Source organism: Euhalothece natronophila Z-M001 (assembly GCF_007904085.1).
Classification (GTDB): domain Bacteria; phylum Cyanobacteriota; class Cyanobacteriia; order Cyanobacteriales; family Rubidibacteraceae; genus Halothece; species Halothece natronophila.
Map to the genome: position 1 here is coordinate 3,291,261 of NZ_CP042326.1, position 24,525 is coordinate 3,315,785.

27 protein-coding genes are annotated in these 24,525 nt (G+C 39.9%); 13 read left to right on the top strand and 14 right to left on the bottom strand.

Annotation, left to right across the window (positions count from 1 at the left end; translation table 11 throughout):
• From FRE64_RS16255 to FRE64_RS16265, 3 genes are all read right to left on the bottom strand, one after another.
• Positions 1-894, bottom strand: a complete 894-nt coding sequence (locus FRE64_RS16255; protein ID WP_146297190.1) for a hypothetical protein — start codon at positions 892-894, stop codon at positions 1-3.
• A 98-nt stretch (positions 895-992) separates the two neighbouring features.
• Entirely contained in the window at positions 993-1,559 is a 567-nt protein-coding gene (locus FRE64_RS16260; RefSeq protein ID WP_146297191.1) for a Uma2 family endonuclease, read from the bottom strand.
• Positions 1,560-1,597: 38 nt separating this feature from the next.
• Positions 1,598-2,278 carry a hypothetical protein gene (locus tag FRE64_RS16265; RefSeq protein ID WP_146297192.1) on the bottom strand — a complete coding sequence of 227 codons (681 nt, stop codon included), beginning with the start codon at positions 2,276-2,278 and terminating at the stop codon, positions 1,598-1,600.
• 191 nt (positions 2,279-2,469) lie between these two features.
• Here FRE64_RS16265 and FRE64_RS16270 point away from each other — a divergent pair, with 191 nt between their 5' ends.
• A complete protein-coding gene (locus FRE64_RS16270) occupies positions 2,470-3,525 on the top strand; it encodes a DNA cytosine methyltransferase (protein ID WP_146297193.1) in 1,056 nt (351 codons plus the stop codon).
• Between the two features lie 10 nt (positions 3,526-3,535).
• Here the strand turns inward: FRE64_RS16270 and FRE64_RS16275 are convergent, their stop codons facing one another.
• A complete protein-coding gene (locus tag FRE64_RS16275; RefSeq protein ID WP_146297194.1) occupies positions 3,536-4,363 on the bottom strand; it encodes a hypothetical protein in 828 nt (275 codons plus the stop codon).
• A 164-nt stretch (positions 4,364-4,527) separates the two neighbouring features.
• Here FRE64_RS16275 and FRE64_RS16280 point away from each other — a divergent pair, with 164 nt between their 5' ends.
• Positions 4,528-4,821 (top strand): hypothetical protein, encoded by a 294-nt coding sequence (locus tag FRE64_RS16280; protein WP_146297195.1) that lies wholly within the window; start codon positions 4,528-4,530, stop codon positions 4,819-4,821.
• Between the two features lie 46 nt (positions 4,822-4,867).
• On the opposite strand, the gene FRE64_RS16285 is transcribed toward FRE64_RS16280, so the two are convergent.
• Entirely contained in the window at positions 4,868-5,977 is a 1,110-nt protein-coding gene (locus tag FRE64_RS16285; RefSeq protein WP_146297196.1) for a 6-phosphofructokinase, read from the bottom strand.
• A gap of 152 nt (positions 5,978-6,129) precedes the next feature.
• On the opposite strand from FRE64_RS16285, the gene FRE64_RS16290 reads away from it, so the two are divergent.
• From FRE64_RS16290 to FRE64_RS16305, 4 genes are all read left to right on the top strand, one after another.
• A complete protein-coding gene (locus tag FRE64_RS16290; protein ID WP_146297197.1) occupies positions 6,130-6,975 on the top strand; it encodes a class II fructose-bisphosphate aldolase in 846 nt (281 codons plus the stop codon).
• A 174-nt stretch (positions 6,976-7,149) separates the two neighbouring features.
• Positions 7,150-7,953, top strand: coding sequence for a tetratricopeptide repeat protein (locus tag FRE64_RS16295; RefSeq protein WP_186708882.1), 804 nt, complete (start codon positions 7,150-7,152; stop codon positions 7,951-7,953).
• Between the two features lie 2 nt (positions 7,954-7,955).
• Entirely contained in the window at positions 7,956-9,830 is a 1,875-nt protein-coding gene (gene uvrC / locus FRE64_RS16300; protein WP_146297199.1) for an excinuclease ABC subunit UvrC, read from the top strand.
• Positions 9,831-10,082: 252 nt separating this feature from the next.
• Positions 10,083-10,709, top strand: a complete 627-nt coding sequence (locus FRE64_RS16305; RefSeq protein ID WP_146297200.1) for a class I SAM-dependent methyltransferase — start codon at positions 10,083-10,085, stop codon at positions 10,707-10,709.
• Between the two features lie 136 nt (positions 10,710-10,845).
• Here FRE64_RS16305 and FRE64_RS17605 read toward each other — a convergent pair whose 3' ends face one another.
• On the bottom strand, positions 10,846-11,001 hold the full coding sequence (locus FRE64_RS17605; RefSeq protein ID WP_186708884.1) for a hypothetical protein: 156 nt from the start codon (positions 10,999-11,001) through the stop codon (positions 10,846-10,848).
• A gap of 19 nt (positions 11,002-11,020) precedes the next feature.
• A complete protein-coding gene (locus tag FRE64_RS18135; RefSeq protein ID WP_281286886.1) occupies positions 11,021-11,152 on the bottom strand; it encodes a hypothetical protein in 132 nt (43 codons plus the stop codon).
• A gap of 187 nt (positions 11,153-11,339) precedes the next feature.
• Here FRE64_RS18135 and FRE64_RS16310 point away from each other — a divergent pair, with 187 nt between their 5' ends.
• A complete protein-coding gene (locus FRE64_RS16310) occupies positions 11,340-12,701 on the top strand; it encodes an NCS2 family permease (protein WP_146297201.1) in 1,362 nt (453 codons plus the stop codon).
• Here the strand turns inward: FRE64_RS16310 and FRE64_RS16315 are convergent.
• From FRE64_RS16315 to FRE64_RS16325, 3 genes are read right to left on the bottom strand one after another with little or no spacing between them, the layout of a single operon-like run.
• The gene (locus FRE64_RS16315) at positions 12,685-13,407 is read right to left on the bottom strand and encodes a metallophosphoesterase family protein (protein WP_146297202.1); all 723 of its coding nucleotides are present in this window, start codon (positions 13,405-13,407) and stop codon (positions 12,685-12,687) included. The two genes, FRE64_RS16310 and FRE64_RS16315, sit on opposite strands and share 17 nt — an antisense overlap.
• Positions 13,408-13,421: 14 nt before the next feature.
• Positions 13,422-14,234, bottom strand: coding sequence for a metallophosphoesterase family protein (locus FRE64_RS16320; protein ID WP_146297203.1), 813 nt, complete (start codon positions 14,232-14,234; stop codon positions 13,422-13,424).
• Entirely contained in the window at positions 14,231-15,037 is an 807-nt protein-coding gene (locus FRE64_RS16325) for a CobW family GTP-binding protein (protein WP_146297204.1), read from the bottom strand. Before FRE64_RS16325 ends, FRE64_RS16320 begins: the two co-directional genes overlap by 4 nt.
• Positions 15,038-15,272: 235 nt before the next feature.
• Between FRE64_RS16325 and FRE64_RS16330 the strand changes: the two genes are divergently transcribed.
• From FRE64_RS16330 to FRE64_RS16355, 6 genes are all read left to right on the top strand, one after another.
• Positions 15,273-16,889: a B12-binding domain-containing radical SAM protein gene (locus FRE64_RS16330; RefSeq protein ID WP_146297205.1), complete on the top strand. Its 1,617-nt coding sequence runs from the start codon at positions 15,273-15,275 to the stop codon at positions 16,887-16,889.
• Between the two features lie 204 nt (positions 16,890-17,093).
• Positions 17,094-17,366, top strand: coding sequence for a hypothetical protein (locus tag FRE64_RS16335; RefSeq protein WP_246140351.1), 273 nt, complete (start codon positions 17,094-17,096; stop codon positions 17,364-17,366).
• Between the two features lie 51 nt (positions 17,367-17,417).
• Positions 17,418-18,926, top strand: a complete 1,509-nt coding sequence (gene ycf46, locus FRE64_RS16340; RefSeq protein WP_146297207.1) for a stress-responsive protein Ycf46 — start codon at positions 17,418-17,420, stop codon at positions 18,924-18,926.
• Between the two features lie 145 nt (positions 18,927-19,071).
• Complete coding sequence (locus FRE64_RS16345) at positions 19,072-19,422, top strand: DUF1257 domain-containing protein (RefSeq protein WP_146297208.1); 351 nt, start codon at positions 19,072-19,074, stop codon at positions 19,420-19,422.
• Between the two features lie 105 nt (positions 19,423-19,527).
• On the top strand, positions 19,528-20,286 hold the full coding sequence (locus FRE64_RS16350; RefSeq protein WP_146297209.1) for a cobalt-precorrin-6A reductase: 759 nt from the start codon (positions 19,528-19,530) through the stop codon (positions 20,284-20,286).
• A 2-nt stretch (positions 20,287-20,288) separates the two neighbouring features.
• On the top strand, positions 20,289-20,564 hold the full coding sequence (locus tag FRE64_RS16355; RefSeq protein WP_146297210.1) for a DUF2470 domain-containing protein: 276 nt from the start codon (positions 20,289-20,291) through the stop codon (positions 20,562-20,564).
• A gap of 172 nt (positions 20,565-20,736) precedes the next feature.
• On the opposite strand, the gene FRE64_RS16360 is transcribed toward FRE64_RS16355, so the two are convergent.
• From FRE64_RS16360 to FRE64_RS16375, 4 genes are all read right to left on the bottom strand, one after another.
• On the bottom strand, positions 20,737-21,780 hold the full coding sequence (locus FRE64_RS16360) for a fatty acid desaturase (protein WP_146297211.1): 1,044 nt from the start codon (positions 21,778-21,780) through the stop codon (positions 20,737-20,739).
• A 229-nt stretch (positions 21,781-22,009) separates the two neighbouring features.
• Complete coding sequence (gene ndk / locus FRE64_RS16365; RefSeq protein WP_146297212.1) at positions 22,010-22,459, bottom strand: nucleoside-diphosphate kinase; 450 nt, start codon at positions 22,457-22,459, stop codon at positions 22,010-22,012.
• Positions 22,460-22,538: 79 nt separating this feature from the next.
• Positions 22,539-23,642 carry a glycoside hydrolase family 10 protein gene (locus tag FRE64_RS16370; RefSeq protein ID WP_246140352.1) on the bottom strand — a complete coding sequence of 368 codons (1,104 nt, stop codon included), beginning with the start codon at positions 23,640-23,642 and terminating at the stop codon, positions 22,539-22,541.
• A gap of 129 nt (positions 23,643-23,771) precedes the next feature.
• On the bottom strand, positions 23,772-24,416 hold the full coding sequence (locus tag FRE64_RS16375; protein ID WP_146297214.1) for a TerD family protein: 645 nt from the start codon (positions 24,414-24,416) through the stop codon (positions 23,772-23,774).
• Positions 24,417-24,525 lie beyond the last annotated feature (109 nt).

Genomic DNA, 24,525 nt, shown 5'->3' on the forward strand with positions numbered 1-24,525 from the left:
CTAAGAATTTTTAATTGAAGCAATATAGTCTAATAACTTTTCTAATTCAGTAATTAAAGCTCGTGATTCATTGAGATATTGGGCTGTACGGCGGGAAGCCTGAGCAACTTCTGATAAATTGTTAGTAGCTAAATCACTATTATTTTTGAGATCGGAAAAGCTATCTAAAACAGGTTCTAGCGTTTTCATATCATTAGTAGTACGCGATAATAGTTCTTCTAACCGTTGTAATTGATCAAGAGATTGGCTAAATAGTTGATTTAATTCTTGACTAGCTTGGCTATTTGTATTAACTAATTGTTGATGGAAGTTTTGAGTTTCTTCCATAATTTTATATTGAATATCTTGATGTTTCCTTAAAAGATTTTCTTGCTCCTCTTGTAATTGACGATAACTGCTATAAACTTGGGTCATCGTACTTAAATAAGCGCTATGAATTTCTTGAATTGCCCCTGTAAACTCTTTAATTTCATCCACTAATTGCTGAAACTCAGAGCGCACAATTTTCTTCTCATAATTTTCCCCTAAACTAGAAATTTCTCCCCCTAGTAGCCAACCAACAATACTGGTAGATAAAGCACTTCCGAGAGGAAAAAGCACTTCATTGAGTTGTGCTTGGTCAAAATCACCTGTTCCTAATAAAATTAGTGCCGAAGCAAAACCAATCAGGGTATGAAGATAGCCCGCCGTTTGAATGCGGTTACCAGCTTCTTCTTTCATAGATTGTGGAATTAAGAAAAATCCCCAGACAACCAAAATTAGTAAATGAGATAAACCGACGATTAATAAAACTTCTGTGGGAAAAACTTGACTAATGGCAATAATCATGCCTAGAATAATTCCTAAGACATAAATAAAGGTAAAGGCAGCTAAACTGGATTTTTGATACTGCATTATTCTAAAAGTTTAATTCTCTTTTTTGCGATTAATCATGATTTCTTACTGGTAAGGGGAGAGATCATTTAATTGGCACTTTGATTACGCCATGAAACTTATTGGCTAAATATTTCGGAAACAGATAAACAAAATTCTGGTAATAAAGGGGAGGTGAGTTGATCGGTTTCTTTTAAAGTCTTAAAAAACATTAGTTGTCCTCTTTCTTGACGGTAAACTTCTAATTGCTGATTAAAGCGATCCACAATCCAATACTCTTGAACGCTACCTTGGGAATAGAGTTTTAATTTCGCTTGTTTATCCCGATAAATATTTTGTTCTCCAGCAGACAAAACTTCAATCACTAACTCAGGAAACCCCGTAAAATGACCTCCTTGATCTTCGATTTTTTTGAGTCGCTGGTCACTCACCCAAATCAAGTCTGGAATCACACTATCTACTTGCGAAGAGATAATACCCGGAGAAGCAATGACAAACCCTCCATGTCTCTTAGACCAATCATGAAGTATGGCACTTATATTAGTTATAATGTGCTGATGTTTCCAATGAGGGGCGCGAGTCACAAATAATTCTCCAGCAATAATTTCACGATAAATCTCCTCGTTTTCGGGAAGTGCATCTAAATCGTTAATTGTCCAACGAACAGGGGAAGTAATGGGATTCATGGGTTAGTCCTAATTGCAATTACAGCATGGAAGTTGTTTTAAGCGTTTAATTTTTCGATCATCTTTTCTAACTCCTTCACTTGCTTCTGATGCCAAAATTGACGTAATTGGTTTTGCTGCTTTTGATAATTACGGGGTTGCACCTGTTCAAGAATATCAATAACATCAAGGGCGCGTTTGAAGGCAAAAGCAGTTTGATGGAAGTTTTCTAAATCATGGGTAGCAGCTGCTTCATAAAGGGGTAGATCGTTAATCGCTACTGATTCTAGCTTATACCCTTGTTCAATTTCCATGAACTCTCGGAAAATACTTTGACATAGCTTTTGCTGATGCTGGTTTTTGAGTAAGTCTTCATAAGAAAAATTAAGCGCATTGAGAAAGGTGGCGACAGCAGTAAAGGGGTCACAATAAGAGAGTAAGTTTTCTAAGCGTTGAGGAAGATAAAAGAGATTAATTTGTCTTAAAATAAGTTCAACTGTTCGGGTTTTTAAGGGGAAAAGATTAGTTGCATCAGAGGGTTCTAGAAAAGATTGCTGGGGTAATAACAGAGCATGATTTTCCTCTAAAAAGTGTAAATTACTATCTTCTGCGTTAGAAGTCGATCCAGTTTCTTTATCTTGCCAAAGTTGTTGGAAAAGTTGGCGCGATCGAATCTTTGATTCGGTGCGCATTTGGCGCAATCGCGCTAGGAAATTCTCTCGAAAGGACTGATCACTCATGATCTAAATATTTGCCATGACATCATTAGGTTTCCTTTTATTTTACACCACGAAAAAGTCTATTTTAAATGGAAATTTCTCCTATTTTATACGATTATAATTATTTTAAATATATAAAAGTGAGTTTATTAATTGATTTTAGTATTAAAAATGTGTTTTAATATAGAAAGAAATAGCAATGACTTTTAAAAATGCAGATTATCTCTTTATTTTCAGGTTGCGGTGGATTAGACCTTGGTTTTCATCAAGCAGGTTTTCAAGTGGTATGGGCAAATGAGTATGATCCAACAATTTGCTCAACTTATAAAATTAACCATCAAGATACAATTTTAGATCAACGAGATATTAAAGAAATTGCCTCTAAAGATATTCCAGAGTGTGTGGGAATTATCGGGGGCCCTCCTTGTCAAAGTTGGAGCGAGGGAGGAAAGCAAAGAGGGATTTACGATGATCGCGGTCGGTTATTTTTAGAATATATTCGGGTATTAAAGGATAAACAACCTGACTTTTTTTTAGCGGAAAATGTCTCGGGTATCTTACACAAAAAGCATAGAAACTCTTTTCAAGAAATTTTTGATTATTTTCAAGAATCAGGATATAACGTTGTTTATAAACTGCTAAATGCGAAATTTTATAACGTTCCCCAAGATCGGCAACGGGTTATCTTTATCGGTTATCATCATCGTCTTGGTAAACAATTCGATTTTAATCAATTGATAGCACAAAATAATATTCCGAATTTACAAGATGCGATCTGGGATTTACGGTTATCTGCAATTCCAGCAAAAGAAAAAAATAAAACGCGAGGAGATGAATGCTTAATTCCGAATCATGAATATATGATTGGTGGCTTTTCCAGTATTTATATGTCTCGCAACCGTGTCCGCAGTTGGAAAGAACCCTCATTTACCATTCAAGCTGGAGGAAGACATGCACCGATTCATCCCCAAGCTAATAAAATGATCAAAGTTGGGAAAGATCAGTTTGTTTTTGATGAAAATTCCGTTGAGAATTACCGCAGATTGTCGGTGCGAGAATGTGCAAGAATTCAAACTTTTCCTGATGATTTTATTTTGGATTATGATTATGTTAATAATGGGTATAAGATGATAGGAAATGCTGTTCCTGTTAATTTAGCAAGCGCAATCGCGCAAATCATTTATAAAGATTTATTTAATAAAACAGCTACCACGAATTTAAATCAAAAACAATTTAAACCAATTCAACTTACTTTACCTATAAGCTGACAAAAAATAACTACTCTTTTCTGGTAATTATTATTTGGTAATTATCCCTAAGATCATCTAAAATATGATTGTGATTAATCGAATTGGGTTCAACTGTAACAAAATTCCCCAATTTTCTTAATTCTTCAATAGACTGAATTTCTTTTTTATTATTAAGAGGTTTTGTAGGTTGAAAACGAGTATAAACATTTTTACCGCGATTACTTTTCTCAGTTTTCGGATTGACAGGTCTAAAAACAATTTTAATTTCTTGAGCCTTTGTTTCAAGAATTTTTTGATCAATTGGTTTAAGTTTATTCAAAAGGTCATCTAATGATTGTGGAATTTCACTAGAAATATAGAGCGAATTAGCCACTCCTTCACCTTCTCCTGAACCAGCAATCACTTTTTTTAACTCTTGTATGCCATCAAAAACCTCTAAAAAGTCAATGAATGTATTTCCTGTTCTTTCTCCAAAGCTAATACTAACTCCCACAAAAAGATTAGCATTTGGATTATTAATCCACTGATTAGCCCATTTAGTTGTTTGATCTGTTATCGACTGAAAAATTTCATGTCCAAACTCTTTAATTAATCTTTTGTGTCCATACCAATTACCATAATAGCCAGCATTGCTTAATTTAGCTGAAATTTTTAGAGCAGGAGATTGTTGGAAGTGAATGATGACATCTGTTTTATAGGTCTGATCCTTACTTCCAATTCTTTGTGCATTCGTAATTGTATCTTTAGGAATTATTCCCAAATTCACCATCCAATTCGGTAGAATCTGGGGGAGTTGAGTTCCAATTGAAGCAGTGTCTCTGATTGCTAACTCTAATGTTTCTGCATTGGTTGGCATAAACTTAGATTATTTTATTCAATGGTCACTGATATCTCTATCTTCTGCATTAGAAGTAGGTTCACTCTCCTGATCTTGCCATAGTTGTTGGAAAATTTGGCGCGATCGCGCTAGGATAGGGGATTATCTCGAAAAAAGTTATCACTACTTTTGACACATTGGGCTTGGTTACTCAGCCATTTGATATTTTACCGGATTCGACAGGGAATCAAATTCGAGCAGGAGTGGGCTTAAAATTAGGCGATCGCGCTGCGATTAATGCTTTCTTCATTCCCCAAAGAAATATCGACAATATTGGCATAAATACAGAATATCAAATTTCTCGCACTGGCTTATTTAGAAACTTGGTTTTACAGTGGGAGCGTCGTATTTTTGAGTTTGGCGAAGACAGTTTTGGCAACGACTTAAAAGAAACAAATGATACCTTTTCTATTTTACTAAACTTTTCTGGTTCTTAAGTTCTAATAACTCTTTGATTAAAGAATAACCATTCATAGCAATGACTTAAATAGTTAAGTTGCTATCCAATTGGGAAAAATCAGTTTTTAGATTCTTTTGTCCCAAAGATGATCCCACAGCTAAAGCTGCTTGCACCATCAAACAATCTGGTGACACATAGCGAGTTTGATTAGCAACTTTTTCTAGATCAACACTTGTTAACTTTCCATCCTGAATCGCGACCATCTGCCCAAACTTGCCAGAGGCAACTAAACAGGCGGCATAAATACCAAAATTGGTTGATAAAATGCGATCAAAAGCAGTTGGTGTCCCTCCACGTTGGATATGACCTAAGACCGTACTACGAATCTCACTATTAATATGTGGTTCTAGTTGCTGCTTAAGATAATTTCCAATCCCCCCAAGTCGCACCGGATCAGGGCTGTCATCAATTGTCTCTCGTACCACTAATTCCCCATCTTTAACCTTTGCCCCTTCTCCAATCACAATCACAGTAAATTTTTGTTCTGCTTCTCGCGCTCGGCAAATTTCAGCGACTTCTTCAATTTCAAAAGGTAATTCGGGGATTAAAATAATATCGGCTCCTCCAGCAATGCCCGTATGTAAAGCAATCCAGCCAGTGTATCGCCCCATTGTTTCTAAAATCATTACTCGACCGTGACTTTCTCCAATGGTTTGTAGGCGAGAAACAGCTTCAGTGGCAATAGAGACGGCAGTATCAAATCCAAAGGTTCGATCTGTGTGCATCAGATCATTATCAATAGTCTTAGGAACACCAACCACAGGCATCCCCTTCTGTGCTAATTTATGAGCAATACTCATGGTTCCATCTCCACCAATGATAACCACCGCATCAAGACCTAATTGATGGTAGTTTTCCATCACTTGATCGGACACATCAGCGCCATTAGCGGCAAAATAGGCAAAAGGGTTAGCTTTATTATGAGTCCCTAAAATCGTCCCTCCGATGGTCAAAATGCCACTGACATCGTCATATTCTAATTGACGATATTTATTTTCAATCATCCCCAAAAAGCCCTGCTTAAACCCCAACACCTCAGCATCACATTCTAGGATCAAACTCTTTGCCACAGCGCGAATTACAGCGTTAAGACCGGGACAATCGCCACCACCTGTTAAAATTCCAATCTTCATCGCAGCTCTCGTTATCTCATCACTATTACTAATACCAATTTTCCCAAACGATTGTTACGTCTAACTGGAAGTGTAGGAATTTGTAATTTTCATATCTTCTCAATAATCGATATATTAGAACAACATAATGAACTTAAAAGCACTTCAAAAAAATGCTTACTTCCACAAAAGAACTTTTAGAAGTCGCCCAAAAACATTCCTATGCTGTTGGCGCTTTCAATATGTATAACCTCGAAGGGGTCAAAGCAGTTGTCAAGGCAGCGGAAGCTGAAAATAGCCCAGCCATACTGCAAATTTTACCTCATGTCCTAGATTACGGTGGTTCTTCTCTAATTGCTATGTTTCTAGAGGCTGCCAACTCAGCAAAAGTCCCAATGTCAGTCCACTTAGATCATTGTGATAATAATGCTACGATTAAAACAGTGTTAGAAGCGGGAGTGCAATCGGTTTTAGCTGATGGTTCTACTCTTCCTTTTCAAGAGAACCTTACTTTTACTCGTGAGATGACTGATATCGCCCACGCTAAAGGGGCAACAGTAGAGGCAGAAATTGGAAGGATTAGCGGTACAGAAGATGGAATGACGGTTTCTGAAAAAGAAGCAAAAATGACTGATCCTGAACAGGCAAAGGAATTTGTGGCTAAATCAGGGGTTGATTTTTTGGCTGTCACTATTGGTAATGTTCATGGTAAGTATCATGGGGAACCCAAATTAGATTTTGATCGCCTCGCTAAAATTCGTCAGCAAGTTGAGATTCCTTTGGTGTTACACGGTGCATCAGGTTTACCAGCTAATATGATTCATCAGTCAATTGAATTAGGTGTCTGTAAGTTTAATGTCAATAGCGAGGTGCGGAAAAAGTATCTCGAATTCTGGCGAGAGTATGGACAAACAGACTCCAAAACTGATCTCTTAGATTGCCAAAAAGCAGTTACTGCAGAAATGGAAAAGATAATTGCAGAAAAAATCAGATTGTTTGGTAGTGCTGGTAAGGCTTAAGGGATTCCCAGAGAAGGAATAAAGAAAACTTGTAAGCACGATTGTAACACCAGATTAAGATTAGGATAGAATTATGAAAAATTCTGATGGTGATCCAGTTAGAAAGCCCTCGATTTCAAATCTAGGGATGAATAACTAAGGCTCAAAACAGCTACAAATAACCAATAAAAAATTATGCGCTTATTCATTAGTTTATTTCTAGTCCTATTTTTATTAAGTTTCCCCACTCCCAGTTGGGCGCAAGATACTGCTCCCGAAATTACAGAAGAACAGTTACAAAAGGGAGATGAAATTGCCGAAAAAGCCTTTGAAGCGATCAAAGAAGGAGATTTGGCAAAATCAGAAACCTATTGGGGAGAATTACTAGAAATGTTTCCCCAAAATCCAGCAGTGTGGAGTAATCGTGGTAATGTGCGCTTAAGTCAGAATAAAATTGAAAGCGCGATCGCGGATTATGATCATGCTATTGCCATTGCCCCAAATGAACCTGATCCCTATCTAAATCGAGGGATTGCTTATGAAATTCAACAAGATTGGGATAGCGCGATCGCGGATTATAATAAAGTCTTAGAACTGAGCCCTGAAGATGCGATGGCGTACAATAATCGGGGAAACGCCCAAGCAGGGAAAGGCAATTATCAGGAGGCGATTAGCGACTATGAACAAGCTACCTCCCTTAATCCTGATTTTGCCATTGCTCGGGCGAATGCCGCTTTAAATCATTATCAAGTGGGGGATGAAGAAGAAGCCCTGAAAGAAACCCGAAATTTAGTCCGCAAGTATCCTGACTTTCCTGATGTTCGGGCTGCTTTAACAGCGATGTTATGGGCGCAAGGAAAAGAAGGAGAAGCCGAAAGTAACTGGGTAGCAGTGATGGGCAGTGATGCTCGTTATCGGGATATAGAATGGTTAGAGACGGTGCGTCGTTGGCCCCCGAAAATGGTGAAAGCCCTCGATGATTTCTTGAGCTTAAATTAACCATGACAACTACGGTTAAGACTTTAATTCACAACCGCGAAGACTTAGAAGCCCGATTGCAGGAAATTCCCATGCAGCCGGGCGTTTATTTAATGCGCGATCGCGCTGGCAATATTATTTATATTGGGAAATCAACGAAACTGCGATCTCGGGTTCGTTCCTATTTTCGCCCTTCTCAAACCCTTAGCGAATCAAAACAGCTAATGGTGCAACAAGTGGCTGATATTGAGTTTATCGTTACTGACACCGAAGCAGAAGCCCTTGCCTTAGAAGCCAATTTAGTTAAACAAGAACAACCCTATTTTAATGTTCTCCTCAAAGACGACAAAAAATATCCCTATCTCTGTATTACTTGGTCAGAAGATTATCCCCGTATCTTTATCACGCGCAAACGGCGACGAGGAAACGTTAAAGATCGCTATTATGGCCCCTATGTGGATACAGGCGCACTACGGCGGACTTTAGGCTTAATTAAACGTATTTTCCCCCTGCGCCAACGTCCACGCCCCTTATTTAAAGACCGTCCTTGCTTAAACTATGATTTAGGAAGATGCCCTGGGGTTTGTCAGCAACTGATTTCTCCTGAAGAATACCGTCAAACCCTACAAAAAGTTGCCATGATTTTTCAGGGACGATCACAGGAATTAGTGCGAGAACTTTCTACCCAGATGGAAACTGCTGCGGAAAATTTAGACTTTGAACAAGCAGCAAAACTACGGGATCAAATTCAGGCGTTACAACAGTTAAATGCGGATCAGAAAGTTTCTTTACCTGATGATACTGTCTCCCGTGACGCGATCGCGCTATGTTCCAATTCTCAGCACGCCTGCATTCAACTTTTCCAAGTTCGGGCAGGAAAATTAGTGGGACGTTTAGGGTTTTTCCTTGATTTATCTTTCTCAGCCAATCCTGAAGACATTTTACAACGAGTGATTCAAGATCATTACGCTACCGTCGAAGAAATGGAAATTCCCAGCGAAATTCTCTTGCCCCAAGCCCTTCCTGATCAAGACTTAATTAGCAACTGGTTAACCGAACGTCGAGGGCGCAAAGTTACCCTTAATGTCCCTCAACGCCAAGCCAAAGCTGAACTAATCCAGATGGTAGAACAAAACGCTCGCCATGAATTAGAAAGAACACAGCGAGCTGCCGACCGCAATCAACAAGCATTAGAAGACCTAGCCAATATATTAGACCTTCCTGAGCCGCCACGTCGTATCGAAGGCTACGATATTTCTCATATTCAGGGATCAAATGCTGTGGGATCGCAAGTGGTTTTTATTGATGGTATTCCTGCTAAACAAGATTATCGGCGCTATAAAATTAAAGATGCAAACGTCCATTCTGGGCATTCTGACGACTTTGCCAGTTTAGCCGAGGTGATTCGTCGTCGCTTTCGGAAATACGCGGAAAATCCTGATTTACCTCGACAAGAAGACCCTGAATTTCCTGATTTAGTAATGATTGATGGGGGAAAAGGGCAACTTTCTGCTGTAGTGGAACAATTACAACAAATGAACCTCTTAGAAGATGTGGCGGTGATTAGTTTAGCCAAACAACGAGAAGAAATTTTCCTGCCTGCTGCTACGACTCCCCTAGAAACTGATTCTGAACAGCCGGGGGTTCAACTTTTGCGACGCTTAAGAGACGAAGCCCACCGATTTGCTGTTAGTTTCCATCGTCAACAGCGCACGAAAAAAATGCAGCGATCGCGCCTTGATGACATTCCAGGTTTAGGCTTCCAACGCCAACAAACCCTCCTTGCCCATTTTCGTTCCCTTGAATATATCCGACAAGCTAATTTAGAACAACTAGAAGCAGTCCCAGGAATTGGAAAAAGTTTAGCCAAACAGATTTATGACTATTTTCATCAATAACTAGAAACTTCAACTGAGTCTTTGAAAATTGTTTTTATTATCAGGATGATGACAAACGGGACAAATCACAAGGTGGTTGAATTTTTTTTTGATTAAAAAGTAAAGCTAAGTCAAAACGCAACTTGCCCCAAAAATTCCTTATGAATCATTGCTGATTGTTATATAATGTGAAGCTATGGAAAATATATATAATGTCTGCAACCAAACTTTGCACTTAGAATGATAACTGTGCTTCCAATATAGACAAAATAGATGAAACTGTATTCACAATATATTTTTCCGCGTCTTTTAGATTTGACAATGGCAAGTAGCGCGATCGCGCAGTATCGTCAAATGCTCTTAAAAGATGTCAGTGGCGATGTTTTAGAAATTGGTTTTGGAACAGGCTTAAACCTAGCTTATTATCCTGAAACAATTAATAGTTTAACCACTGTTGATGTTAACTTTGGCATGAATAAACTTGCCCAAAAACGGATTGCTAATGCTCCTTTTTCCGTTGAATCTAAAGTTTTAAATGGGGATAACTTACCCTTTGCAGAAGAATCTTTTGATACAGTGGTTAGTACATGGACATTATGCAGTATTGCTAATATTGATCAGGCTTTACAGGAAATCCAGCGTGTTTTGAAACCAGAAGGACGGTTTTTCTTTATCGAACATGGGTTAAGCGATAACCCAAAAGTGCAAATTTGGCAAAATCGTCTCACACCACTACAAAAAATTGTCGGCGATGGTTGCCATCTTAACCGCAATATAGAAGCCTTAATTTCTTCATACTTCTCCTTTCTTGATTTGGAAAAGTTTAAGTTAGAAACTGAACCCGAAATTATTGGCTATATGTATAAAGGAGTTGCAATAAAAAGTGGAAATCACAATTGATCAATATTAGTCATTGGTTTACAAAGGAAGAAGGATAAAACAATTAAGAATGTACCTCATTGAGAGTGAAAACTGCTATAGCCAACCTTTCTTGATCAGTTTTAGGAGAAAGTAATATGAAATTGATTAATTCATGCTACACATAAGTAATTTTTTCACGTTGTCTCCTTGTCTCCTTGTCTCCTTGTCTCCCCATCTCCTTTGTCTCCCCATCTCCCCAAGCAAACTGTAGCAAACATTTATCCATTTGATATAAGTTATTATGAAGGGTTACAACTTCTTGATTAAACATGAGTTTTCTCTCATCAAAACTAAGATTTCTTTGCCTTTTTTAACTTTGAACGCCAATGCTTAAGCTGTTTGCGCTTACGAGGAGCATTTTTAGGGGTTTTCTGTGCTTTTTTCTGTTGCCCTTCGCGTTTCCATTGCGGTTGTTGACTCATGGGTTGTCCTCCTTTACCTCTCTCCTCCCATCATTACACAACCTTTCCTTTTTGGTTCAGCTTTTCATGCGAATGTCGAAAATCAACGATTCTCAAACTTAGTAATGGAAAATTAGTTATTCAACGTGCGCCAAAATCTTCTAAATTGGTAAATTAAATATCAACTTCTATTTGGGAAATCTATTTCATGACAAAACCAACAGAAGAACAAGAATCAACGAATCCTATCAAGACATATTTTCAATTTGATCAGCTACAGACCAATTTTAAGAGAGAAACTGTTGCAGGGTTTACCACATTTATTACCATGGCGTATATCCTCATCGCTAATCCTGATATTCTTTCCAATGCTATCTTTCTAGAGGAAGCTGGGGATTTATTTGATGAACTCGCGATCGCTACTGCCATTTCTGCCGCGATCGCGACTTTTGTGATGGGAATTTATGCCCGCTTTCCCTTTGCATTAGCCCCAGGAATGGGATTGAACGCTTATTTTGCCTTTTCAGTAGTTTTAACTTCAGGAATCCCGTGGCAAACCGCTTTAGGGGCAGTTTTTCTAGAAGGAATCTTGTTCATTTTCCTCACAGTGACTAATCTTCGCACTCAGGTAGTTAATGCGATTCCTCAATGTCTTAAAGCTGCTACCACTGCTGGTATCGGAGGGTTTATTGCTTATATTGCTTTCCAAAGTGCTGGCTTAATTACTGAATCTGAAACCACTTTAACCACTTTAGGAAATCTAGGAAGTCCACAAACTGGAATTACCATTGTCGGATTATTTCTCAGCGTCGCTTTAGTACAATGGTTACAAGGAGGGCTTTTACTGGGAATTTTAGCAACTGCTTTAATCGCCTGGATAGGGGGAGTTGCTCCTTGGCCCACCGCTATAGTTGGTGTTCCTAGCGTTCCGTCTCATTTATTTGGACAAGCCTGGATAGGATTAACTGATATTTCTCCAGAAGCAATTGGAGAATTAATCACAGTTTTATTTGTTCTTTTATTTGTAGATTTTTTTGATACCATCGGGACAATTACAGGTTTAGGAATGCGGGCTGGTTATATTGATCAAAATGGCAATTTCCCAAAAGTAAATCGAGCTTTGTTTGCTGATGCAGTCGGAACAACTTTCGGGGCAATTTTTGGTACTTCTACAGTTACTAGCTATATTGAATCTGCATCAGGAGTTGCTGAGGGAGGAAGAACTGGTTTTACGGCAGTTGTTACCGCCACTTTATTTTTATTATCAGTTTTTTTTATTCCTTTCCTTTCTGGAATTCCTAGTTTAGCCACTGCTCCAGCTTTGATTATTGTTGGCGTTTTAATGGCAAGAAGTGTAACCATTATTGAATGGGATGATTTCTCAGAGGCAATCCCTGCTTTTTTAACAATTGCTGTAATGCCTTTAAGTTATTCAATTGCCGATGGATTAGCAGCTGGTTTTATTTCCTATCCAATTATTAAAACTTTTCAAGGAAAATTAAGGGAGATTTCGCCAATTGTTTGGGGAATTGCCATTGCTTTTTTCGTTAAATTTATCCTAGAAGCGTAATTGGAAAGTTAACGGTTTGAAACTTCACTTCTCCTGTTACTGGTTCATAAAGAGTATAAGTTCCCTGATTCGCATTTCTTCCCACATTTCCAACACCAATCACTCGTAGTAAAGGTTGGGTTTCTGAAGAATCATTAGTAGCCTGATCTAAAGTGCGAACTGTGGAGTTAACATTGGCATTTTCCAGACAGTATTCAAATGCAAGTCCAGAACGTCCACAAAAAAGAGTATTAGCTTCTGCTCGTAAAACGCGATCGCAGATTTGAATGGCTGGCGTTTCAGGGGTTAATTCGTCATCATAACTCACTGTGCTGCCATGAATTAGTAAACAGTCTTCCTCATGAAACCCAAAAGCCAAATTGCGTAACCATTGCACTGTCTCTCGGGAAACCGACTCCCAGAGTTTTAAGACACCATCAGAGCCATAACGTTCCTTCAATTCTGGTGCATCGCCAAAGCCACTCAGTGCATATAAATTAAAACATTGTTCTTCCCACCAACCTGTACAAACTTGTGGTTCTACTTCACCAGACTGGGGAAACTGAATGCGTTTGACCACCTCTTCATTATTCCCTCCTAGTCCAATCACATCCCCTAAAATATAAATCTCAGTGACAGGAATTTCTTGTTGCTTAATATCCGCAAGAACTGCTTCGTAAGCCGCTAAATTCCCTTCAATACCACTTAAAATTGCCCAATGACTCATATTAATTCCTAATCTTATTTCTGACAAACGTGAGTGGGATCATCTGCTTTTTCTGCAAATTCCATCCCTCGTGCTAACCGCCAAGCAAAAATAGGAGGTAATCCCTGTTCTAAAATGGCTAAACAAGTTTCAGTGTAGTTATAAGGAACTTCCCGTAAGGTAACTTCGTGGGTTTCTGTATCGTACAAAACATAAGTTGCATCAGGCTTACCATGACGCGGTTCTCCTACTGAGCCAGCATTAATAATTTGTTTGAGGGGAGTGGTAAAGTGTTGTTGTTGTTCTCTTGCTTGTGTGTCTTGAATTTTCACCGATAAGTTCATATTGTCTAGGTGACGGACATAGGGAATATGAGTATGTCCACAGAATAAAGTATCTGCCCCTGTGGATAAAACCCGTTCCATCGCAATGAATGCAGAAGTATCTGGTAATAAATATTCATGTTGGCTGTTGGGGCTACCATGAACAAAACAAAGATTGTTGTAACTTAGCGTCATAGGAAGATTGGCTAAGTATTCACGGTTTTCAGGTTTAATTACCTCGTTTGTCCATTCATGGGCAATTCTGCCTCGTTTTTCTGCAATCTGGGAAGGATAGCTACATTCACAAGCATCTAATCCCTCCACTACATCTTCATCCCAACAGCCTTGACAGGTGGGAATGTTGAGAGAACGAATTAACTCTACTACTTCATTGGGGTAAGGGCCATATCCAACTAAATCTCCAAGACAATAAATGTGATCGGCTTTTTGTGCTTCAATATCGGATAAAACGGCTTTTAGCGCTTCGTAATTGCCATGAATGCAGGAAATAACCGCTAATTTCATGATGACACTACCTCTTGATAATAACTTTGATACTGTTTGATAACGTGATCAGATAAACAACTGTCTAATACTGCTTGCGCGATCGCGCTTTCCTCTAATTCCCAACCCACCACTTCCAGACCACTAAAACGATTCGGCCGCCCATCTAGCCAAGGAGAAACATTTAAATTTCGATACTCACTACCAGAAAGCCCATCAACAAAATCAATCTGCACAAGACTCCCATCAGGCACTTCAAAAATTCCCTTTGCCCGTTGCACTTGTCCATAAGCCCCCCCAGTCAATTCTGTCCAAATAGTATCTAAACTAGCTGGATCAAAAACTTGTCCCCTGAGAGGAGTACACCAAATATTGGGTAATTGCCCATTACGAGCCGATTCAACGCTATTTCCTTGCACCACTTGATCCGCCCACTCATGCCATTGTGATGACTCCATTTCTGGCGGTAAAACTGCCACTCGATGAAACGGAAATGAGGTAAGACAAGACGAGGCTAAATCTAGATGAAACCCTACTTCCATATAAACTGTTGCTTTTTCGGGTAGCTGACCAACGGTCAGAGCAGGCGCCTTCCGTTTAGGAAGGCGTAATCTCTGACTCAGTACCGTTTGGGCTTGGGTATCCGAAACCACCTCAACAGAAGGAAAGCGATAATTAATAGCTCCGATATCAACTGAAGCCTTCTCTAAGCCAGGGCGGAGATAATAAGCGGGAGTTGTCTGTTCTCCTAAAAACTGATTAATCCAAGTTGTTTTACCACTCCCTGAGGGGCCAGCAACGGCAATGAGAGAAAGAGAACTCATTATGATTTCCAATCTTAAATGATTATCATTCTCATAATAACAGACAAAAAAAGATAACAACCCCCATTTTAATTAAAACTCAATTTGGCTCATTGGATCACTTAAAGGAATTAAAATCTTAAAAAATAATTAAAATAAGGGCAATTAGCGGTTTTATTTCTTAACAAAAGTTGGTTTCTTTAGTTTCTTTATGCTATTCAGAAAAGAATTATAATGCTAATAAGCAGTTTCTTCTATGCGTGCCTTACTACTTTATCCTCTATTTCCCGAAAGTTTTTGGTCTTTTAATAAAGCCATTGCCTTAGTTAATCGTAAAGCCTTTTTACCCCCTTTAGGCTTAATTACCGTTCCTGCAATTCTCCCCCAAGACTGGGACTTCAAGCTAGTTGACCGTAATGTGCGAGACGTAACAGAAGAAGAATGGGAATGGGCAGAAATCGTCATTGTTTCGGCAATGATTGTCCAAAAAGAAGACTTTAACGCCCAAATTCAGGAAGCAAAACGGCGAGGAAAACCTGTGGCTGTTGGGGGTCCCTATCCCACGGCTTTACCCCATGAAGCCCGAGAAAGTGGGGCAGATTATCTAGTGCTTGATGAAGGAGAAATTACCCTTCCGAAATTTGTAGAAGCATTGGAACGCGGAGAAACCAGCGGTGAATTTCGTGCCGAAGAAAAACCCGATGTCACTCAAACCCCAATTCCTCGCTATGACTTACTAGAATTGGAAGCCTACGACAACATGTCGGCACAATTCTCTCGGGGATGTCCCTTTCAATGTGAATTTTGCGATATTATTGTTCTCTATGGGCGGAAACCACGGACGAAGACCCCTGAACAATTCCTTGCTGAATTAGAAACTCTTTACCAACTGGGATGGCAACGTAGCATCTTTGTGGTAGATGATAACTTCATTGGGAATAAGCGCAATGTGAAGTTATTGTTGCGAGAGTTAAAGACTTGGATGGTAGAAAGAAATTATCCCTTTACTCTCAACACTGAGGCTTCTGTGGATCTCGCCCAAGATCCAGAGTTGATGGAGTTAATGGTGGAGGCGAATTTTAATTCTGTCTTCCTGGGAATCGAAACCCCTGATGAAGAAAGTTTAGCCTTAACCAAAAAACATCAAAATACCCGTGATCCCCTTTCGGAATCGGTGAAAACAATTATGCGCTATGGCTTACGAGTGACAGCAGGCTTTATTATTGGTTTCGATGGGGAGAAACCAAGAGCCGGAGAACGCATTGTTCAATTTGTGAATAATACCTCGATTACTCTGGCGATGTTCAGTATGTTGCAAGCCCTCCCCGATACAGGGTTATGGAATCGTTTGCAACGAGAAGGACGGATGCTAGGAGACAGTGCCAATATTAATCAAACCACTTTGATGAATTTTTCCCCTACTCGTCCTATTGAAGATATTGCTAAGGAGTATATTGAGGCGTTTTGGGAGTTATATGATCCGCAAAATTATCTCGATCGCGCTTACAATCAATTTCTCCTCATTGGCGAACCCAAGCATAAGCGAAAGTCTCGCAAGATAGACTTTGTCACCCTTCGCGCTATGGCAATTGTCTTTTGGCGGCAAGGGGTATTACGGAAAACTCGCTGGACATTTTGGAAATATCTGTTCCATATTTATCGCGCGAAACCCAAACTCTGGGGAAGTTACCTCTCTCTGTGCGCTTTAGGAGAACATTTCTTAGCCTATCGTGAACTGGTGAAAGAAAAAATCGAAGCCCAGTTAGACGCATATTTGAAAGCTAAAGCAAGTCAAGAAACAGCAGAGGCTACTTCTGAAACGCCAGAGTTAACGGTTACCAGCAGCGATCGCGAACATAATTCCGCCGCTTAAGCCGTTTAATGTAAAGATATGTTACAAAATACCGTCATGCTGTCTTAATGGCTTGACGGTTATCAAAAACCTAGCTATAGTAGCAATCAATACCCGGGTACAACAAAAATAAACGTTATGTCAGATAAGCAAAAGGTTACGCTTTACATCCCACCAGATGTTCACCGACAGCTAAAAATAAAGGCTGCCACCAGTGCGAATACGATGTCAGACCTCGTTGAGCAGGCGGTAACCTTCTACCTTAACCATTCGGAAATAGTAGAAGAAGTGCAAGAGCAGAGACAAGGTCAGACCTATCGCATCTACGAATGCCCAGAGTGTGAAAGCGCCCTGGTCATGCAAGAAGGTGAACTGAAAGCTCTCAAAGAGCAACCAACGGTGAAAGCTGATGAACTCACCACAGAACAAGTGGGTCAACGGGTAAAAGCAGCTAACCACTCCGACTCTCAAGACCAAGAACAATTGGTTCCCTGTTAAGTAAACCCTAACCGCAAGGATAGGACTGCACTAAGGATAAGGTTAAAAGCCATGCGCGAAGAGCTAGGTGTCTTAATTAAAGCTCAATATCCTCTGATTTATCTCGTCACTCCTGAAGAGGAGCGAGCTGAACAAGCAATTGCAGAGATTGCCAACCAAGCCAAGTCTCGTTCAGTTTATGTCTGGACAGTAACCCAAGGCATTAAAGAGTACGGCCAAACTCAGCAAACTCCCCAGCGCAATACCGTATCTCCTGAGGCAGCTATCGAGTGGGTAGTTCGACAGAAGGAACCAGGGATTTATATCTTTAAGGATTTACATCCATTCATTGACTCCCCTGCAACAACACGGTGGTTAAGGGACGCGATCGCGAGCTTTAAGGGAACAGACAAAATTATTGTTGTCATGTCACCTGTGCAAGAAGTTCCCACCGAACTCGAAAAAGAAGTTGTCGTTTTAGACTATCCTTTACCAGACTTAAATGAGTTGGAGGAAGTTCTAAACAAGCAACTCGAGAGAACAAATCATGGTCCTCTTGATCCGCAAGTTCGAGAAAAGCTCTTAAGAGCAACCTTAGGCTTAACCCGTGATGAAGCAGAAAAAGTTTACCGCAAGGTTTACGTAACCGCCGAACGCTTCACAGAAGCAGAGGTGGAAGTGGTTCTCTCCGAGAAAAAGCAGCTAATTCGTCGTAATGGCATCCTAGAGTTTCTAGAAGAAGACGAAACCATAGATAATATCGGTGGTTTAGAAGAACTGAAACGCTGGTTAACCTTACGCTCAGAAGCCTTTACGGAAAAAGCGAGAAACTATGGTCTTCCGCAACCGAAAGGGATGTTAATTCTCGGAGTGCCAGGGTGTGGTAAGTCTTTAACAGCAAAAACCACTTCTCGCTTATGGGGATTACCGCTGTTAAGATTAGATATGGGTCGCATCTATGACGGCTCAACGGTAGGGCGTTCGGAAGCAAACCTCCGCAATGCGCTAAAAACCGCAGAATCCATTTCTCCTGCTATCCTATTTATTGATGAACTTGATAAAGCCTTTTCAGGAAGTGCTGGTTCATCAGACTCCGATGGTGGAACATCTAGTCGGATCTTTGGGTCATTTCTAACTTGGATGCAGGAAAAAGAGTCGCCAGTTTTTGTAATGGCAACGGCTAACCGTGTGGAACGTTTACCTGGAGAATTTTTACGGAAGGGACGCTTTGATGAAATTTTCTTTGTGGATCTCCCTAATACTGAAGAAAGAGGCGATATTTTCCGTATTCACTTGACAAAACGACGTTCCGATATTTCTCGCTTCGACATCGATCAGTTAGCCAAATTATCAGAAGGATTTTCAGGGGCAGAGATTGAGCAAGCATTAGTCGCTGCAATGTATGATGCTTTCGCTCAAGACCGAGAGTTTACGCAACTTGATATTATTGCGGCTCTCAAGTCAACTCAACCACTGTCCCGAACGATGACCGAGCAGGTCAATGCACTACGAGAATGGGCGCATCAACGCGCACGACCTGCGTCATCCTCCGTGGCTGAATACCAGCGCATGGAGTTCTAACAGGCTTTCTCTCCTGCTACCAACAGGAGGAAAGACTAGCGACTTCGCTAGTTAACATAACCAAAAGTGATCGCAAATAATCTTAACATAACGCGATCGCGCTTTGTCAAAACACAGTTCACTTTCTATCTAGGAGGAAATCCCTATGTCTCACTTTAGCACTCTCCGTACCAAAATCAGCGATGCCGAAGTTCTCAAGTCTTCCTTAAGCGACCTCGGTTTAACCGTTAAAACCAACGCTGACGTTCGTGGCTACAATGGTCAACGTCTCCGTGCTGATATCGTTGCTGAATTGGAAGGCGAATATGACTTAGGTTGGTCCGAAAACAGTGACGGAACTTTCGATCTCATCGCTGATCTCTGGGGCGTTGCTAAAAAGCACAATCAAACTGAGTTAATCAACTCTATTAACCAAAAATACGCAGTTAACAAAACCCTGTCTCAAGCGAAGCAACGTGGTCTTCAAAATGCGAACGTCCAATTGGTGGTTCAGTAGCATTTAAGTTGGTACAGACGTTTTAGACAGCGTCTCTACTGCGCGTTCCCAAGCTGCAACGGGTTAACCATTTGGTTGACCCTTTTTTTATTTCATGGCGATTTGATGAAACAAGTTTGGTTAATTGGTGGAACTCAAGAAAGTGCCAGTATTGCTGAGAAATTAGTAGCTAACAGTTGGCCCTGTGTGGTGACAGTAACAACGCAAAGCGCGATCGCGCTCTATCCAGACTCTGATTTAATCACCGTAAAAGTCGGGGCATTATCGAGAGAGGAAATGGAGAGATTAATTGAAACCAAAAACATTGATCGCATTGTTGATGCCTCTCACCCCTATGCTGTGGAAATCTCAGAAAGCGCGATCGCGCTCTCCCAACAGTTTCATCTTCCCTACTTACGTTATGAACGTCCCCAAGTGACAGAACCCGATAATCAGCAGGTTATTACCCTCGATAGTTTCAAAACCCTTATTAACGGCGATTACCTTACCCAACAGCGAGTTCTACTAACCGTTGGTTACAAAGCATTACCCCAATTTCAATCTTGGCATGAGCAAGCCACATTATTTGCTCGTATTCTCCCCAGTGTTCTCTCTGTAGAAAAAGCCTTAGCAGCAGGATTTACTCAAAAACAACTTATTGCCCTGCGCCCGCCTGTCAGCTATCAACTAGAAAAAGCTCTCTGTGAACAATGGGAAATCTCTTTAATCGTCAGTAAAGCCTCAGGAAAAGCAGGGGGAGAAGACACCAAAAAAGCAGTGGCGAAAGCCCTCAATATCCCGTTAATTCTAATTCGTCGTCCTGAAGTGGTTTATCCGCAAAAAACCGATAAACTAGAAAATGTCGTCAACTTTTGTCATGAATAAATATGGCTGATCCCCTTACCCCTCAAATCAGCGATCGCATTTGTAAACACATGAATGAAGACCACAGCGACTCGGTACTTCTTTATGCCCAAACCTTCGGGAAAACCCCTGAAGCTGAAGCAGCAGTTCTCAATTCCATTGATAATGAGGGAATGAATCTTGTTGCCACCGTTGACGGAAAAGAAGTTCCCGTCCGCGTTACTTTTGATCATTCCCTGCAAGACTCAGAAGATGCTCACCACACCTTAATTGCTATGGTGAAGCAAGCTAAAAAGTAAAAAGTCAGGTTACAGTGATTCGATGAGTCATTAGTCATTAGTCATTAGTCATTGGTCATTGGTCATTAGTCATTAGTCATTAGTCATTAGTCATTGGTCATTGGTTTACCAACAACAAAGGACGAAGGACAAACAACACCGAATCAACTGTAACAAAATTTTACAGTAAATTTTATTTGTTCCTTTCCCGATAAGTCTGATAGGAGATATAAGCCTGATCGGCATCATAAAGATGACATTCATCAACAATATCTTTCATCATCTCCCAAGAAAAATCTCGTATCTGTAGATACTCTCCCCAGTTTTCGGTCAAACTCTCATGGGCGAGACGTAAATTATAAGCTGGAATCGCCACAGAAAGATGATGGGGAATATGGACATTAATATCGTGGCAAAGAAATTCAATCCAGCGGGGATAATTGCAATGAACCGTTCCGCATAATTGAGATTCGACTTCATTCCAATTCTTTTCATCACGAAATGGAATTTCTTGATCCGTATGATGAACTAAGGTAAACGTACTCATCCAGAAATGATAAACCAGCCAAGGCATTAACCAGAACTTTACTACTCCCCAAATACCAGTAGTTAGGTACAAAGTAGGAAAGAAAATCAGAGCAAACATCGCCACCACTGCAACGGATAACTTAACTCTTTTCTGTTCCCGAGGTGGCACTTCCGCAGGATTAAAGTGAAATCGTAGCCAGTGCAGAATTGAGGATAGCCACCATAAACGTCCTCGGAATAGACCATAGAAAAAGCGTAGGGGTTGCGGGGTTTGTTCATATTCCTCCACAAACCAAGGATGCCAAGCATTATCCACCATTAACTTATTTGTGTGTTGATGATGGAGATTATGCAAAACACGCCAACTATGGAAAGGATAGATCAAAGGCAGTAAGAAAATATGACCGACAACATCATTCACCCAAGGTTTTTTAGCAAAAGAACGATGTCCACAGTCATGGGCAATAACAAACCATCCTGTTAAAGCTGTTCCTGTGAAAACCCAAGCAAAAGGGAGAAGAAACCAAGGGGAATAGGCAATAGCGCTATAGCCAAATACGGCGGCAAGAACACTTGTTAAGGCAGAGAACCACGCTTTGCGGGGATTTTTTTGAAAGCACTCTTTCGGAAGGGTTTTGACAATATCTCGTAAGCGAGTGTCTGGAGGGATAGAGGTATCTTTTGCTGTTTTCCCAATCGTTGTTGTCATGTAATTAGTTAAAATCTCCTAAAAATAGATTGTATATTTCAAAATCGTCTTTGATTATCGAATTTTGCTAGTTAAGCTCATGGATAATCTTTTTCTTATGTGTTAAGGCTTAAACTTATTATCTTAATAAAGCTTAACATTACTAGCATGACAGACAGAGAACAAGGTGGCAACTATTAGGCAAAAAAACCCTCTCTTAAGTGTAGAGAGGGCTTAATGAAAAAAAGGACTATTCGTAAATCCAATTTTGAAGAGCTGGTTTCCAGGTGGTGAGTTCCGACTCCTCAAACCAGAGAGCAATTTCTCTTTGTGCAGTTTCCACAGCATCAGAGCCATGAATTAAATTCCGCCCAATACTGATGCCATAATCACCGCGAATCGTTCCAGGTTCGGCAGTAAGCGGATTAGTTGCCCCAATAATTTTTCTGGCGGAAGCGACAACGCCTTCCCCTTCCCAAACCGTAGCAACTACAGGCGCAGAAGTAATAAATTCAACTAAGTTGCCAAAGAAAGGTTTATCACTGTGAACGTCATAGTGTTTTTCGGCAAGTTCCCGAGAGACGTTCATCATTTTCATAGCGACAAGATTAAAGCCTTTTTGCTCTAAACGCTTGACGATTTCTCCCGTTAAGCCCCGTTGTACGCCATCAGGCTTAATCATAATAAATGTCCGTTCCAAGATAATCTCCTTATGCCTTTACGAAACGATATACCACTCCACAGGTTATATCATTTTGGGGGCTATCGGGTTTTCTAATTTAATTAAATAGGTTAGAAATGACAGTTTCTCGCTCTTGTGGGGACTTTTCTCCCCAATGCCAGAGGCTTTCATAAAAGAAGAAGGAAACCCCATCAAAATCGCGATCGCGCACTGCTTTAACTTGTTTAGAAACCATTTCTATGGGGGTGGGATTATCTTTCAAACCACTTAAAATGCCAACCGCAAAGGGAATATGATCCTTGGCTAATTCAACTTCAGTTCTCTCTAATTCAGAATTAAACTGTTCTAAATCGCGACGATAAACCTGTAAAACTAATTCTTCAACATAGCCTTTTCTTTCCCAAGTAAACCAGTCTTGAAGCGAACTAGGTAACGAAAAATGTAGCGGATTAGGAGAAACTGAAACTAAACAATTAGGATTAGTTGCTTTAATCGTATGAAACAGCTTTTCCATAAACTGATTTAATTGATCAGCACGCCAGCGCACCCAAAAGGTTTCCCGAGGATCTTCTGGAGGATTAGCATTAATTTCTGTTTGATATAGTTCCTTTGTATAATCGTCATACCCAAATTCCACAGATAAGGCAAAATGATCATCAAATTGAATCCCATCTACGTCATAATTTCCCACAATTTCTGTAACTAAATCCAGAATAAACTCTTGTACCTCAGGATGAAAGGGATTCAGCCAAACAATTTCATCTTCTCCTTTCATTTCAATTTGCGTTCCATCTTGGCGTTGAGTTAACCATTCCGGGTGTTGCTGGGCTAAAGCTGAGTCTGCAGGAGCCATAAAGCCAAATTCAAACCAAGGAATTACTCTCATTCCTGCTTCATGCCCTTTTGCAATTACCTCTGCTAACATATCCCGAGATTCCAATCCCGAAATTGGATACACTTTTTCTCCATAAACTTCTTCAGTAATTTGACTGGGATAAAGAGAATATCCGCCTTGCCAAACCGTGGGATAGAGAGTATTAAAATTCAACTTTTCTAAACGATTAATTGCCTCATCTAATGCGGAAGTGGAAAATAATATTTCACTATCAATATTCGTAAGCCAAGTTCCCCGTATTTCTGAACGTTCTGACATTGAATAACTATTGGCTACTGTTTGTAAAGTCAATAAAACACTTGCCATGATAGCGAGAAAAATTATTATTTTTTGCTGTTTCTTCAACATTCTATTTCATCAACAATTATTAGCGGGACAACTTCAGATATCGTTAACACAATTATCACCTCGCTATTGTACTTTAATTTCTTGAATTTAGTATTCATAATACTGTTCTACTAATTCTTGTAAACTAGCTACTTTCACTCCCTTCCCCACAACTTCTACTTGCCATTGATTTTCCTGACGATAAATTTCTGCTAAAATCATGCCTGTATCATCTTTAAAATCATCATGGCTTAAATCATAAGAAGCAATTTCTTCCTCATGCTCTAAATCTACTAAACGGACATGGGCATTTTCTAGTTGTCCTAAATTTTGACGGCGAGAAGCAGCCTCATAGATATTTGTAAAGATAACTAACCTTTTAATCCGTTTTGGCACTTGGGGGAGCGTTACTAAAATTTGTTCCTTATCATGGATTTCTGTTTCATCTTCATCCTCATGTTTTTCGGTGGCTACTGGGGTAATATTTTCTCCTGTTAAATTATCCCCTAAATGACTAATTGCTCCGGAAGGATGGGTTAAGTTGCCATAATAAACGACATCACTACTTTTTTCTATTTTACCTGCTTCGTTTAAGCATAACACTGAAATATCTAAATCTAAATCTGATTGAAATATTTTTTTCAGTCCTTTTTTTTGCCTTACTTCCCAACGTAATCCACAGAGAAGAACATTTAATCCGGGGGCTTGCTTTCTAAGAGAAAATTTTTGTCCAGTTGTTAATTGAATTCCCATTTTTTCCTTGTATATAACTTAACTAATAACTCTAGCAGTTTTCACGCTTCTTGAGATTTTTGTCCTTTATAAATAAACCAATGACCAATAACTAATGACAAATGACTAA

Excerpts from the sequence above, each read along its gene's own strand:
- FRE64_RS16335 (WP_246140351.1), top strand. The coding sequence starts at position 17,094 with ATGTCAGACCTCGTTGAGCAGGCGGTAACCTTCTACCTTAACCATTCG.
- FRE64_RS16310 (WP_146297201.1), top strand. The coding sequence starts at position 11,340 with ATGACAAAACCAACAGAAGAACAAGAATCAACGAATCCTATCAAGACA.
- FRE64_RS17605 (WP_186708884.1), bottom strand. The coding sequence starts at position 11,001 with ATGTTTAATCAAGAAGTTGTAACCCTTCATAATAACTTATATCAAATG.
- uvrC (WP_146297199.1), top strand. The coding sequence starts at position 7,956 with ATGACAACTACGGTTAAGACTTTAATTCACAACCGCGAAGACTTAGAA.
- FRE64_RS16265 (WP_146297192.1), bottom strand. The coding sequence starts at position 2,278 with ATGAGTGATCAGTCCTTTCGAGAGAATTTCCTAGCGCGATTGCGCCAA.
- FRE64_RS16345 (WP_146297208.1), top strand. The coding sequence starts at position 19,072 with ATGTCTCACTTTAGCACTCTCCGTACCAAAATCAGCGATGCCGAAGTT.
- FRE64_RS16295 (WP_186708882.1), top strand. The coding sequence starts at position 7,150 with ATGCGCTTATTCATTAGTTTATTTCTAGTCCTATTTTTATTAAGTTTC.
- FRE64_RS16305 (WP_146297200.1), top strand. The coding sequence starts at position 10,083 with ATGAAACTGTATTCACAATATATTTTTCCGCGTCTTTTAGATTTGACA.
- FRE64_RS16350 (WP_146297209.1), top strand. The coding sequence starts at position 19,528 with ATGAAACAAGTTTGGTTAATTGGTGGAACTCAAGAAAGTGCCAGTATT.
- ycf46 (WP_146297207.1), top strand. The coding sequence starts at position 17,418 with ATGCGCGAAGAGCTAGGTGTCTTAATTAAAGCTCAATATCCTCTGATT.
- FRE64_RS18135 (WP_281286886.1), bottom strand. The coding sequence starts at position 11,152 with ATGAGTCAACAACCGCAATGGAAACGCGAAGGGCAACAGAAAAAAGCA.
- FRE64_RS16320 (WP_146297203.1), bottom strand. The coding sequence starts at position 14,234 with ATGAAATTAGCGGTTATTTCCTGCATTCATGGCAATTACGAAGCGCTA.
- FRE64_RS16360 (WP_146297211.1), bottom strand. The coding sequence starts at position 21,780 with ATGACAACAACGATTGGGAAAACAGCAAAAGATACCTCTATCCCTCCA.
- FRE64_RS16255 (WP_146297190.1), bottom strand. The coding sequence starts at position 894 with ATGCAGTATCAAAAATCCAGTTTAGCTGCCTTTACCTTTATTTATGTC.
- FRE64_RS16370 (WP_246140352.1), bottom strand. The coding sequence starts at position 23,642 with ATGGCAAGTGTTTTATTGACTTTACAAACAGTAGCCAATAGTTATTCA.
- FRE64_RS16315 (WP_146297202.1), bottom strand. The coding sequence starts at position 13,407 with ATGAGTCATTGGGCAATTTTAAGTGGTATTGAAGGGAATTTAGCGGCT.
- FRE64_RS16355 (WP_146297210.1), top strand. The coding sequence starts at position 20,289 with ATGGCTGATCCCCTTACCCCTCAAATCAGCGATCGCATTTGTAAACAC.
- FRE64_RS16330 (WP_146297205.1), top strand. The coding sequence starts at position 15,273 with ATGCGTGCCTTACTACTTTATCCTCTATTTCCCGAAAGTTTTTGGTCT.
- FRE64_RS16275 (WP_146297194.1), bottom strand. The coding sequence starts at position 4,363 with ATGCCAACCAATGCAGAAACATTAGAGTTAGCAATCAGAGACACTGCT.
- FRE64_RS16290 (WP_146297197.1), top strand. The coding sequence starts at position 6,130 with ATGCTTACTTCCACAAAAGAACTTTTAGAAGTCGCCCAAAAACATTCC.
- FRE64_RS16270 (WP_146297193.1), top strand. The coding sequence starts at position 2,470 with ATGCAGATTATCTCTTTATTTTCAGGTTGCGGTGGATTAGACCTTGGT.
- FRE64_RS16260 (WP_146297191.1), bottom strand. The coding sequence starts at position 1,559 with ATGAATCCCATTACTTCCCCTGTTCGTTGGACAATTAACGATTTAGAT.
- FRE64_RS16375 (WP_146297214.1), bottom strand. The coding sequence starts at position 24,416 with ATGGGAATTCAATTAACAACTGGACAAAAATTTTCTCTTAGAAAGCAA.
- FRE64_RS16285 (WP_146297196.1), bottom strand. The coding sequence starts at position 5,977 with ATGAAGATTGGAATTTTAACAGGTGGTGGCGATTGTCCCGGTCTTAAC.
- FRE64_RS16325 (WP_146297204.1), bottom strand. The coding sequence starts at position 15,037 with ATGAGTTCTCTTTCTCTCATTGCCGTTGCTGGCCCCTCAGGGAGTGGT.